Here is a 12027-nt window from a genome sequence, read left to right on the forward strand (position 1 = left end):
GATCCCGGATGTTAAGACTACGCAATCGCCTTTTGCAGCATCAGTGACGCCATCTCGGTCAGATCATCGTCGCCAACCGGGCACGCTGCATTTTGAGCCATGCCGATATTGGCAGGGTTCTTCATCTCGGCCACCAAAGCCTGCACAGTCACACCGGCGCATACTGCGGGCAGGTCTGGAGATATCTGACAGCGGCGCATCAGATTTGACAAAGCCACTGGTAAAGCCTCGGCATGATCCGCTGCGCCCATTGCTTGAGCTGCGCGCGCATAATTTTCGGCGCCATCAGGGCGCGCGACCAGCCATGGAAGGCTGGCCTCCAATGCCAGACCCGTCGCCAACCCATGATGAATACGCACCAAAGACCCCAGCGCATGGCTGATATTGTGACCCATATGCGTGTTGCAGTTATGCAGGGCCAGACCAGCGACCATACTGGCCCATAGCACACGCCCGCGGGCCTCAAGGTCGGTGCCATCCGCCACGGCCCTTGGCAAAGCATTGGTTAGAATGCGAAGCGCTTCTAACCCATAAAGCTGTCCCGCCGGGCTGGTGCCACGCGCCGTCGCACCCTCCAACGCGTGGGCAACAGCGTCGATGCCCGTCCAGGCGGTCAGGTTGGCTGGCAGGCTGAGCGTCAGTTCGGGGTCCAACACCGCCTGGGCGAACATCAGCTCTTCGCCCCAAAACCAGGTCTTGCTGCCATCAGCCCGGGAGATGACCGAGGTTCTGGTTACCTCTGATCCGGTTCCGGCGGTGGTTGGAATTGCGATTGCAGGCATACCATCCGCAGGCAATGGTTGAGCCGCCAGCGCGAAATCCGCAGCAGGTCGACCGGACCGGGCAATTGCCGCCACCAGCTTGGCCGCATCCATCGCCGCACCGCCGCCGATGCCGATCACCGCAGCGGCACCCATCGCACGTGCACGTGCACTGAGAGCATCCACCAATGCCTCTTTCGGTTCGCCCAACACCTCAGCCGCAAGGTCAAAAGCAATGCCCGCGGCCTGCAACCCGTGGGTCAGCCTATCCGTGACCCCTATCTCGGCCAGAACGGTGTCTGCAACGATCAGAACGGGCCCCTCACCCAACGCGCTGACGATTTTCGGCACCTTTGCAATCCTGCCCGCACCGAAAGCTGCCGGAGGAACCCGACCTACATTGAATGGCGTCATCTGCACCTCCTGCCGTCTGATTGCTTCTCAGATTGTAGCGATGTGCCGCGATCTGAGTAGAAAGAAACGACAAAGATGTGCCTGAATCGACATTATTTTGTCCGGGCACTGCAATTGTGCATCGCAGTTCAGGCGGATGATCACATCACGATAGCATCCGGTTGTTTTGGGGGTCATAGAACGGGGTCAGGCTGATCTCGGCATCAAATTCGCGGCCTTCGATCAGAACTGAATAGCCCCCGCTGCCTATTGTTTGTTTTTCAACCGACCCATCCGGCACAGACAGAAGGCAAAGCCCCACCGCCGCGCTTTGTGTATAAGACCAGGCCCCTGCTGTTACATAGCCCGCAACTTTACCATCCCGCAGAACAGGTTCGTTGTGGTGCAAAAGGGGATCGGGATCGCGCAGCCTGAGGAAACACAGAAACGGCCCCTGCCCCGCCGTGCGGCTTGCAACATAGGCGTCCCTGCCTACGAAGGCGATATCCTTCCTGGGTTTGCAGACGAACTCCAGCCCCATCTGATGCGGTGCTTCGGTATAGGCCATATCATGCCCCCAATGCAGAAAGCCTTTTTCGATACGCAGCGCGTTAAGCGCCTCGCCGCCAGCCAAACGCAAGCCATGGACTTTCCCCGCCTCCATCAGAACATCAAACACATGCTCAGCGAAATCGGGGGTGACGAACACTTCCCACCCCAGCTCTCCGGTATAGGACAGCCTTTGAGCAAAAACCGGAGCATGACCGATATGGAAATGTTGCAGGCTGTTGAATGGGAAGGTCGCATTGGAGACATCTCTGTCAGAGACTGCCGCCAAGAGATCGCGTGCGTTCGGTCCTGCGACAGACAGCACGCCATAGGCCGTCGTGGCGTCACGCAGGCGCACATCCTCGCCCGGCTGGATCGCGTCGCGCAGGTGCAGATAGTCGCGCCTTGTGTGCGAGATCGAGCTCATAACCATGAACGCGTCCGTGGCATGGCGCGCAACGGTGACATCGCTTTCGATCCCCCCGCGCGCATTTAGCATCAGAGTATAGGCCACCCGACCCACCGGCATCGCCATATTGTTGGTACATACCCGCTGCAGGAACGCCTCGGCATCCGCGCCTTCGACCATCAACTTGCCCAACATGGAATAATCGAACATCGCCACGGCTTCGCGCGCTGCCTTCTGCTCGGTCAGCGCATGGTCGAACCAACTGGGCCGAAAGAAGCTGTGATCATAATCCGGCGACACGCCTTCCGGAGCGAACCAGCCCGGGCGCTCCCATCCCTGCATCTCGGCAAAACACGCCCCGTTGGCCTTCAACGCGTGGTAAAACGGCGTGCGCCGCAGGTTGCGCGCAGTTTGGCGCTGTCGCCCCGGCCAATGCATGGCGTAGGTCAGCACGAGGGTTTCAGGGCAACGTTCCTGCAGATAAGGATCGCGCGCCTGAAATTCCTCACACCGTTTCGGATCCATCTCGGACAGGTCAAACGGCGGGTGACCCCGCATAATCCAATCGGCCAGCGCCTTGCCTGCTCCTGGACCCGACTGAATACCGGTCGAGTTCACACCGGCCAACACGAAATACCCTTTGATGTCTGGGGCCTCACCCAGCGTGAAACGCCCGTCATAAGAATAGCTTTCCGGCCCGTTAAAGAAGGTTCGAATACCGGTCTCTTGCAGGATCGGCACGCGGTTCATCGCCAGTTCCAGAACCTCCATCACGTCGTCTTCGACAAAGGGTAGACTGTCGAACTCGAATGATTCCGGAATACCGCCGGCCGCCCATGGTTTGGCTTGAAAATGAGCAAACCCGAACAGCAGCTTGCCTGCGTCTTCCTTCCAATAGGTCCCGTCGCAATATGAACGCAAAACCGGCAGGTCCGATGGCAGGTCAGGGATCGGTTCGGTGACAAGATAGTAGTGCTCGCAAGCGTGTAAAGGCACCCCAACGCCATTGCGCTGGCCCAGTTCCCGCGCCCACATTCCGCCGCAATTGACCACGAAATCAGCCGTGATTGTTCCTTTGTCCGTGCGCACACCGCAAATCCGACCCCCTTCGACCAGAACCTCATCGACGCGCGTATGTTCGAAGATTTGTGCCCCGTGCATCCTGGCACCTTTGGCCAGAGCCGTCGTCAGATCGATTGGATTGGCAGACCCATCACTGGGCATATAGATCCCGCCCAGTACGCCATCCGGGTTCATCAACGGCCAGCGTTCCTTGATCTCATCAACGCTGACCGCATGGGCCTCAATCCCGAAAAGCATCGCGAAATCTGCCTTGCGTTTCAATTCAGCATGACGCTCGTCATTCAGCGCGACCGAAATCGAGCCCGAGCGGCGATAGCCGGGGTTCTGACCTGTTTCGGCTTCGATGCTTTCCAGCAATTCGATCCCGTATTTCGCCATGGCGGTTGTGGCATGGCTGCCTTGCAATTGCCCGACCAACCCCGCCGCGTGCCACGTGGTTCCACTGGTCAATTGCTTGCGCTCCAGCAGAACAACATCAGTCCAGCCTTCTTTGGCCAGATGATAGGCGACGGAACAGCCATGGATACCGCCACCGATGATGACGACCTGAGCGTGATTTGGAAGGGGTTTAGCCATGGTCCGGTTTCCTGCCGCGCAAGGGAATATCAAAGCCGGAAACCCGGCGATTCGTAGCTGGTATATACCAGTTGTATCTTGGCGCCTATCCGAAATCGTAATATGAAAACGAAAACCACGGACCCTTCATGAACCAGTCACAACCAAACCCTGCGCCGCCGCGCTTTCGCCGGATTGTCGAGAGCATTCGTCAGGACATTCTGACCGGGTGCTTGCCAGAACATGCAGCGCTGCCCTCCGAACGGGTACTTGCAGATCAGTTCGGCGTCAGCCGGATGACGGCCCGCCGGGCGCTGGAAGCGATCGAAGCACAAGGCCTGGCCTATAGCGAAGACCGTCGGGGGCGCTACGTATCCCCACAACGTATCCGCTATGACATCAGCAATCGTGTCAGCTTTGCCGCCGATGCCCGTACGCTTGGCACGGATCTGGGGATCGAACTCATCAGTGCACAGAGCGCAACCGCAGACGATATGCTTGCTGCGGCCTTGTCCATCCCGGTTGGCGAGAAGCTGCATCACTACACACGTCTGTTCAGAATGAACGGCCATCCGACCCTGATTGAAACCGAGATGGTTGTCGCCCAGAGGTGCCCGGATTTGATGGATCACGACCTGAGGCAATCGACCACCCAGTTGCTAGAGGATCGATACGGGGTATCTGCCAGTATTGGCGACGTTGTCATACGTATGCGCATGATCCAACCTGACGAGGCCACGCTTTTGGGAACCGCCCCTTACCAGGCTGGCATCGAACTGGAACAGATCATCCGAGACGATACCGGGCAGCCTTTTTGTTTAGGTCGGCAAATCTGGCGCGGCGAGTTGGCAGAGTTTTCTGCCCGAACCGTTGTGAATCGATAATCAGATTCTGCATCCGGTCGTATACTGGCCTTGCGTTGCGCTCGGAAAATCCTCATGGTTCGGCAAGTTTGTGATGTTTTTGGTCGCAGATTGGCGGATCATCAACGCCAAGAAACGATCCGAAAGGCTATGCTCGGCGTTGAGATTGACAGGAGGCGCTTTTGAACGCGCGGATACAGAACCTTATTGAGCTGCGGCACGCCTTCCATCGGGATCCCGAACTTGGCTTTGAGGAACACCGCACGAAGGTCACGGTCGCTGCACGATTGCGTGCTTTGGGTATCGAAGTGCATGAAGGTGTTGGTGTGGTTGGCATTCTGAAGGCCGGAACAGGCAACCGCGCCATCGGGTTGCGGGCCGATATGGATGCCCTCCCAATCGCGGAACAAAGTGCTCATGACTACGTATCCGCCAATCCTGGCGTCATGCATGCCTGTGGTCACGATGGCCATATAACGATGCTGCTAGGGGCCGCAGAGATGCTGGCCCAGGACCAGGATTTCGACGGCACGGTCGTGTTTATCTTCCAACCAAACGAAGAACACGGGCTGGGTGCTCAGGCGATGATTGACGAAGGGCTGCTGGAGCGGTTCCCGATTGAAGAGGTCTATGCCATCCATAATCTGCCCGGGACCCATGTGGGGCAGATTTCAACCCGTCCGGGTCAGATTTGCGCCTCGGAAAGCCTGTTCGAGATCCAGATCACTGGCAAAGGCGGTCATGCGTCGATGCCGCAGGTGGGTGTGGATACGATCACGGTGGGTTCTGAAATGGTGCTGGCCCTTCAGACGATCGTGTCACGCAAACTGGCCCCCAGTACGGGCGCCGTGGTGTCGGTGACCGAGTTCTTAACCGACGGGCAAAGAAATGTGCTGCCGGGGCATACCGTTCTGAAAGGCGATGTTCGGGCGCGTCTGCCCAAGGATCGTCAGGCCGTCGAACGTTTCATGCACCAGATCGTCGATGGTGTTGCGGCCACCCATGGCGTGACGGCGACGATGCAATTCAACACGGAATTCATCGAAACGATAAACGCGCCCCAACCCGTCAATGCAGTTCTGCGCGCCGCGCGGGCTGCCGGGCTCGAAGCTGATGGTGAGTGCCCGCCAATGAGCTTTTCAGAAGATTTCGCCCATTTCTCTGCCGCTGTGCCGGGCTGCTTTCTGTTGCTTGGCAATGGCACCCAGGGTGCGCATGGCCAACCGCTGCATGCGGCGGATTATGACTTTAACGACGCGCTTCTGCCAATCGGCGCTGCCTTTTGGGCCGCGCTGGTGCGAGATCGCTTACCTGCCAAAGAGGACAAACCGTGACTGACCTTCTTCCACAGGCCCATCTGGGCCATGTCGCTGCGACCCGCAAAACCGGTGATGCATCAAAAAGAGTCCTCACCGCAGCAGACTTCGCCACAGCCCAATCCGAGATCATGGCCTGGGACGGCTATGCGCCGACGCCCCTTGTGTCCCTGAAAACCCTGGCCGAGCAGATCGGTGTTGGCGAAGTTCTTTACAAGCATGAAGGCCCTCGCTTTGGCCTTGGCAGCTTCAAGGCCCTGGGCGGGGCCTATGCCGCCTTGCGTGTCCTGCAACGCGAAATTTCAAAGCGCCTTGGCACCGATATCAGCCTATCGGACATCCGTCAGGGCAAATACAGCGATGAAGTGGCCAAAGTCACACTGGTTTCGGCCACCGATGGCAATCACGGGCGGTCGCTTGCCTGGGGATGTCAACGCTTTGGTGCGCCCTGCCGGATCTATATTCACGCCGAGGTCAGCGAGGGCCGCGCAGAGGCTATGCGTAAACTGGGGGCAGAAGTGATCCGCATCGCAGGGGACTATGATGAATCGGTCGTTCTGGCGAAATCCGAGGCCGAGACGAATGGGTGGTTTGTGGTCTCAGACACCTCGTGGCCCGGATACACCCAACCGCCATGCGATGTTATGTCGGGCTATGGGGTGATGACTCGCGAAATCTGCGAAACGCTGGACCAGGCCCCGACCCATGTCTTCTTGCAAGGTGGCGTTGGCGGGCTTGCCGCAGGCGTTGCCGCTGCCTTGCGCCAGCACTGGGGCGCTGACTCTCCGCGCGTGATCATCGTTGAACCGGAACTGGCGGCCTGCCTGTTTAAAAGCGCAAAGGCGGGTACAGCCACCTCTGTTGCCATTGCTGAAGAGACGATCATGGCCGGACTGTCCTGCGGCGAGCCTTCGCCACTGGCGTGGCAGATCCTCGCCGAGGAAGCCACCGATTTCCTGACGATCCCTGAAAGCGTTGTAGCCCCCACAGTGCGGCTGTTGGCGCGTCCGCTGCCCGGTGATACAGCACTCGAAGCAGGTGAAAGCGCGGTCGCCGGTCTGGCAGCCTTGATCATGGCCCGTAAAGATGACGATGTATCGGCTCAGCTGGGTCTGGACGGCACCTCTCGTGTGCTTTTGATCGGCTCCGAAGGCGTAACCGACCCAGCTATCTTCCAGATGATCATGGAGGGGCGCGATGCAGCCTAGCGCTCTCGAACGCGGCTTCCCCGAAACAGAATTCGCGGCGCGCACCGCAAAAGCCCAGGACCGAATGATCCAGGACGGCCTTGCCGGTCTTCTTCTCATGACGGAACCCGAGCTCAACTATTTTACCGGCTTCCAGACATTGTTCTGGCAAAGTCCAACGCGCCCCTGGTTTCTTTTTGTCCCAGCTGCAGGCAAACCCATCGCGATCATCCCCGAGATCGGGGCAGAATTGATGCGCCGATCCTGGCTGGATGACATCCGCACATGGAGCGCACCCTGCCCCGAAGATGACGGCATCAGCCTGCTGACTGATCTTCTTGCGCCGCTGGCCAAAGGGGGTGACAAGATCGGCGTCATGAAAGGGCATGAGACGCAGCTGCGCATGCCTCTTGGAGATTGGGAACTGCTGGTTGCTGCCCTGCCCGGCTTGCACGTCGCCGATACAACCCGGCTGGTGCAGTATCTGCGCATGGTAAAATCCGAGGCCGAGATCGAAAAACTCGCCCATATCTGCGCCATCGGATCAGCCACCTTTGCACGAGTCCCGGAGATCGTATCCGAGGGCATGCCACTCGAAGATGTATTCCGCGCCTTTCGTCGCGAAGCGCTGGCACAGGGCGCAGACAATGCACCCTATGTTGTGGGAGCTGCCGAACCCGGTGGGTATGCGGATGTTATCTCCCCTCCGTCGCGCCGCCCGCTTCAGGCGGGTGATGTGATGATGCTGGATACCGGCTGTGTCTGGGATGGGTATTTCTGCGATTTTGACCGTAACTGGGCCATAGGCCACGCCGATGACGCAACCCGTCGCGCTTACGACACGCTCTGGCGCGCAACTGAGGCCGGGTTCGAGGCCGCAAAAGCCGGAAACACCTGCAAAGATCTGTTCCGAGCCATGTCAGATGTGATCGCCGAGATCGACCCCTCAGGCGGAGATATCGGCCGTCTGGGACATGGGTTAGGAATGCAATTGACCGAACAACCCTCGCACGCGGCCTTTGATGAAACAGTACTAGAAGACGGGATGGTGCTGACGCTTGAACCCTCACTGTCTTACCGGTCCGGGCTGATGATGGTGCACGAGGAAAACATCGTTGTCCGCAAACACGGCGCAGAGCTTTTGACCACCCGCGCACCCAAAGACATTATCGTCATCTGACAATTCTGGTTCTCGGCGGGCTCCCAAGCGTCAATAGCTTTGGGGCCGCATTCATCTGGTCAAAGGATATCGAGCGACACTTTCACCCGGTCCATGACAATGGATGAGGTGAAGCCGTTTACGTTGGAATCATCAAAGAAGTATTCCTGCGTGAACGCTTCGTATTCCTTGATGTCGGCAACAACGACGATCACAATGAAATCAGCCTCACCGGTCGTGTAATAGCATTGCTGAACCGCCGGGCTGTTTCTCATTACCCGCTTGAAATTGTCCAGATGCAAACGGCTTTCCCGTTCCAGCTTGACTTCGACAATGACGGTCAACTCACGCCCCAGCTTGGGCGGCGAAAGCACGGCAATCTCTTTTTCAATCACACCCGTTTCGCGTAATTTTTTCAAACGCTTCTGAACCGCAGGCGTCGATAATCCGATCTCTTCCCCCAACGATTCGGCTGTTTGTCTTGCGTTGCGCTGCACCAAGGCAAGCAGTTCAAGGTCTTTGTCATCCATGCGAGCACATTGCTCATATTTGACCGGCATGACAACGCAAATCCTCTCAAATCTCTGAAATTCGACGCTAAGCCTCGCTGACAACAACTAGCATGTTTTCTGGAAGGCGCGCTGTTTGACCTTTCAGTTCATACAGCGCTGAAGCTATCTTGGGAGGAAGTAATGGAAAAACAAACACCTAGATCTTTGCTGCTTGCTGGTGTTCTATCTGTGTGTGGCGCAGCCTCGGCACTTGCCGGGCCGATTGCCGACAGGATCGCTGAAGGTGAGCCGATCCGCATCGGATTTTCGAACGTTCCGATCTGGGGCTACCCGGATGAAGACGGCAAAGCCAAAGGTTTCGTGAACGAAATCGCGCTCGGCATTCTGGCCGAGATGGGTTACGATAACATCGAAACCAGCTTGACCGATTGGGGCGGTCTGATCCCCGGCCTGCAAGCCAATCGCTATGACCTGATCACCGGTGGCCTGTATATCCTGAACAGCCGCTGCCAGAACATCTCGTTCTCTGAGCCAATAGCGCAGACCGGCGATGCATTCATCGTACCGGCGGGTAACCCGAAGAACATCCAGACGTTCAAGGACATCCTGAATTCAGGATCGATCATGGTGACCGGGGCGGGCTACAACACCGTCGAATCCGCCAAGAAAGAAGGATTGGGTGACGACCAGATCATGCAGGTTCCGGGACCTTCAGAGATGCTGGCTGCGGTGAAAGCCGGACGCGCCGATGCTGGCGGAATGACCTATTTCGAAGCGAACTACTTTGCCGAGACCAATGATGACATCGACGTCACCGATCCGGGCGCCTTGCCCGATTGGACCCTGAACTATGTTGGCATCGGGTTCCGCGAAGCAGACGCCGATTTCATGGCAGAATTCAACGCCGCACTCGCTGAATATGTGGGTTCGGAGGCTATGCTCGCATCGGTTGAAGAATACGGCTACGTCGAATCGAACCTCCCTGGCGACGTAACAGCCGAATGGGTCTGCGAAAACCGCTGACCCATATTCGCGGCGGGTGGACCATACCCGCCGCACACCAATATCTACTAGAACGGCAGGCACATGAGCCTATTCGAATTTCTACAACAATACTGGCCGCGCCTGCTTACGGGCACCGGCATTACCCTGGCGCAGTTCTTCCTTGCAGCGACCCTAGGCATCGCGATCTCGCTAGCAATGGGGCTAATGAAACTGTCAAGCAACAGGTTAGTCCGCGGCACCGCCATCACCTATATCGAGATCTTTCGTGGTACCTCCCTTGTCGTGCAGCTGTATTGGATTTTCTTCGTTCTGCCTCTATTCGGCCTTTCGATTGAAAAATTCACAGCCGGCTATCTGGCAGTTGGCATGAATATCGGCGCCTACGGGGCTGAACTCGTGCGGGGTGGCATCCTCTCTGTGCCTAAGGGGCAATGGGAGGCGGCGCTTGCCATCAACATGAGCCCGGCTCAGCGCATGCGGCGGATCATCCTGCCTCAGGCACTGGTCAACATGCTGCCGCCCTGGGGGAACCTGATGATCGAACTGCTGAAAGGCACGGCGCTGGTTTCGTTGATTTCGGTCGCAGACCTGATGTTCGAAGCCCGGCAGATCAATGCGACAACCTTTCTATCCGCCCAGATCTTTGGCGTTGCCCTTGTGATCTACTACGTCCTCGCCCGGTTCATGGTCACGCCGTTCATGCGCTGGTTAGAGCGTTACATGGAACGCAAACTGGGGAGGGCCTGACCAATGTTTGAATGGAATTGGGAATTTACCTGGGAAATCCTGCCCCGTCTGGTTCAGGCCACAGGCAACACCCTGCTTGCTGCACTGACCGGATACGCCATCGCGCTTGTGCTGGGCTTGGTATTGGCGCTTGCACAACGCACTCCCTATGGGCTTTTGACCTGGATTGTGCGCGAACTGGTCGAATTTATCCGCTCAACCCCTCTGCTGTTGCAGATTTTCTTTGTCTTCTACGTGGGGCCACAGTTTGGCATCCGCCTCAGCCCGTGGATGTCGGGTATGATCGCAATCGGCCTGCACTATGCCTGCTATCTGTCCGAGGTCTACCGGGGCGGGATAGACAGCGTCCCAAAAGGACAGTGGGAAGCGGCGACAGCGCTGAATATGACCGTGTTGCAAAAGTACCGGCGCGTGATCATCCCACAAGCCATACCCCCGGCGCTTGCAGGTCTAGGCAATTATCTGGTGGGAATATTCAAAGACACGCCCATGCTGTCGGTTATCGGGGTTGCCGAGTTGATCCATACCGCAAACGCAATCGGTTCCGAAAACTACCGCTTTCTCGAACCCTACACCCTGGTAGGTATCATCTTCCTGGCAATCTCACTTCCTTCGGCCGGTCTGATCCGTCTATTCGAAGGCTATGTGCGCCGTAGACTTGGACTATAAACATGCATGATGTATCGGCTTTCCCGCTTGAAATCACCGGCGATTCCACACCGATGGTCAGTTTCCGAAAGGTAACAAAATCCTACGGGGCGCTTACGGTTCTGGATGAGCTGGACCTTGATATCGCCGAAGGTGAAATGGTGTCGATCATCGGCCCATCAGGATCCGGCAAGACCACCGTTCTGCGCATGTTGATGACATTGGAAGAGATCAATGGCGGCGTCATATATGTAGATGGCCGGCCGCTGACGCATATGTCCAAGAACGGTGCCCTGATCCCCGCCAATCAAAAACACTTGCGCAAACGGCGTGCCGATATCGGCATGTGCTTTCAGCACTTTAACCTTTTTCCACACATGACGGCCCTGGAAAACTGCATGGAAGGTCCCGTGCAGGTTCTGGGCATGTCCAAGCAGGATGCACGCGAACGATCCGAAGAGTTGCTGGAGATGGTCGGCATGATCGGCAAGAAAGATCAGCACCCCTCGCGCCTGTCTGGCGGTCAGCAGCAACGTGTCGCCATCGCCCGCGCATTGGCCATGCGCCCAAAGGTGATGCTGTTCGACGAGGTGACATCCGCGCTGGACCCCGAAGTAATCGGCGAAGTGACCAACGTCATTCGTGAATTGGTCGGCGCACACAAGCTGACCATGTTGATGGTGACCCACCAGATGGGTTTTGCGCGCGATATCTCGGATCGGGTCTGTTTCTTCTATGGCGGCAAGATCGAGGAACAGGGCAAGCCCGCAGAATTGTTCGGCAACCCCAGAAAAGAGCGCACGCAGCAATTCCTCAGCGCGGTAAAAGAGGCCATCTGAC

At 57.4% G+C, this 12027-nt stretch carries 11 protein-coding genes; 8 read left to right on the forward strand and 3 right to left on the reverse strand.

The genetic code is table 11. The features are described from left to right. Positions 1-17: 17 nt before the first annotated feature. Both AC2FFE_RS05775 and AC2FFE_RS05780 read right to left on the reverse strand, forming a co-directional pair. Positions 18-1175 (reverse strand): iron-containing alcohol dehydrogenase, encoded by a 1158-nt coding sequence (locus AC2FFE_RS05775; protein WP_496846124.1) that lies wholly within the window; start codon positions 1173-1175, stop codon positions 18-20. Positions 1176-1320: 145 nt separating this feature from the next. Next, complete coding sequence (locus AC2FFE_RS05780; RefSeq protein ID WP_496817901.1) at positions 1321-3771, reverse strand: GcvT family protein; 2451 nt, start codon at positions 3769-3771, stop codon at positions 1321-1323. A gap of 128 nt (positions 3772-3899) precedes the next feature. On the opposite strand from AC2FFE_RS05780, the gene AC2FFE_RS05785 reads away from it, so the two are divergent. The 4 genes from AC2FFE_RS05785 to AC2FFE_RS05800 all read left to right on the forward strand — a co-directional run bounded on the left by AC2FFE_RS05785 (position 3900) and on the right by AC2FFE_RS05800 (position 8296). Next, a complete protein-coding gene (locus tag AC2FFE_RS05785; RefSeq protein ID WP_496846125.1) occupies positions 3900-4634 on the forward strand; it encodes a GntR family transcriptional regulator in 735 nt (244 codons plus the stop codon). Between the two features lie 161 nt (positions 4635-4795). After that, a complete protein-coding gene (locus tag AC2FFE_RS05790) occupies positions 4796-5947 on the forward strand; it encodes an amidohydrolase (protein WP_496846126.1) in 1152 nt (383 codons plus the stop codon). After that, a complete protein-coding gene (locus AC2FFE_RS05795; protein WP_496817898.1) occupies positions 5944-7137 on the forward strand; it encodes a diaminopropionate ammonia-lyase in 1194 nt (397 codons plus the stop codon). The genes AC2FFE_RS05790 and AC2FFE_RS05795 overlap by 4 nt, the downstream gene beginning before the upstream one ends. Then, positions 7127-8296, forward strand: coding sequence for a M24 family metallopeptidase (locus AC2FFE_RS05800; protein WP_496846127.1), 1170 nt, complete (start codon positions 7127-7129; stop codon positions 8294-8296). Before AC2FFE_RS05795 ends, AC2FFE_RS05800 begins: the two co-directional genes overlap by 11 nt. Positions 8297-8355: 59 nt before the next feature. On the opposite strand, the gene AC2FFE_RS05805 is transcribed toward AC2FFE_RS05800, so the two are convergent. Continuing rightward, positions 8356-8805 (reverse strand): Lrp/AsnC family transcriptional regulator, encoded by a 450-nt coding sequence (locus AC2FFE_RS05805; RefSeq protein ID WP_496846128.1) that lies wholly within the window; start codon positions 8803-8805, stop codon positions 8356-8358. Between the two features lie 162 nt (positions 8806-8967). Between AC2FFE_RS05805 and AC2FFE_RS05810 the strand changes: the two genes are divergently transcribed. From AC2FFE_RS05810 to ehuA, 4 genes are all read left to right on the forward strand, one after another. Further along, positions 8968-9810 carry a transporter substrate-binding domain-containing protein gene (locus AC2FFE_RS05810; protein ID WP_496817895.1) on the forward strand — a complete coding sequence of 281 codons (843 nt, stop codon included), beginning with the start codon at positions 8968-8970 and terminating at the stop codon, positions 9808-9810. Positions 9811-9873: 63 nt separating this feature from the next. Next, entirely contained in the window at positions 9874-10539 is a 666-nt protein-coding gene (gene ehuC / locus AC2FFE_RS05815; RefSeq protein WP_496817894.1) for an ectoine/hydroxyectoine ABC transporter permease subunit EhuC, read from the forward strand. Between the two features lie 3 nt (positions 10540-10542). Beyond that, a complete protein-coding gene (gene ehuD, locus AC2FFE_RS05820; protein ID WP_496817893.1) occupies positions 10543-11208 on the forward strand; it encodes an ectoine/hydroxyectoine ABC transporter permease subunit EhuD in 666 nt (221 codons plus the stop codon). A gap of 2 nt (positions 11209-11210) precedes the next feature. Continuing rightward, positions 11211-12026, forward strand: coding sequence for an ectoine/hydroxyectoine ABC transporter ATP-binding protein EhuA (gene ehuA / locus AC2FFE_RS05825; protein WP_496846129.1), 816 nt, complete (start codon positions 11211-11213; stop codon positions 12024-12026). Position 12027: the final 1 nt, after the last annotated feature.

The sequence above is a fragment of the Ruegeria sp. YTSA168 genome (genome assembly GCF_059610045.1).

What these genes read in the sequence shown, in the direction of transcription:
- AC2FFE_RS05775 (WP_496846124.1), bottom strand. Translation starts at nt 1,175, where the DNA reads ATGACGCCATTCAATGTAGGTCGGGTTCCTCCGGCAGCTTTCGGTGCG.
- AC2FFE_RS05780 (WP_496817901.1), bottom strand. Translation starts at nt 3,771, where the DNA reads ATGGCTAAACCCCTTCCAAATCACGCTCAGGTCGTCATCATCGGTGGC.
- AC2FFE_RS05785 (WP_496846125.1), top strand. Translation starts at nt 3,900, where the DNA reads ATGAACCAGTCACAACCAAACCCTGCGCCGCCGCGCTTTCGCCGGATT.
- AC2FFE_RS05800 (WP_496846127.1), top strand. Translation starts at nt 7,127, where the DNA reads ATGCAGCCTAGCGCTCTCGAACGCGGCTTCCCCGAAACAGAATTCGCG.
- AC2FFE_RS05805 (WP_496846128.1), bottom strand. Translation starts at nt 8,805, where the DNA reads ATGGATGACAAAGACCTTGAACTGCTTGCCTTGGTGCAGCGCAACGCA.
- AC2FFE_RS05810 (WP_496817895.1), top strand. Translation starts at nt 8,968, where the DNA reads ATGGAAAAACAAACACCTAGATCTTTGCTGCTTGCTGGTGTTCTATCT.
- ehuC (WP_496817894.1), top strand. Translation starts at nt 9,874, where the DNA reads ATGAGCCTATTCGAATTTCTACAACAATACTGGCCGCGCCTGCTTACG.
- ehuD (WP_496817893.1), top strand. Translation starts at nt 10,543, where the DNA reads ATGTTTGAATGGAATTGGGAATTTACCTGGGAAATCCTGCCCCGTCTG.
- ehuA (WP_496846129.1), top strand. Translation starts at nt 11,211, where the DNA reads ATGCATGATGTATCGGCTTTCCCGCTTGAAATCACCGGCGATTCCACA.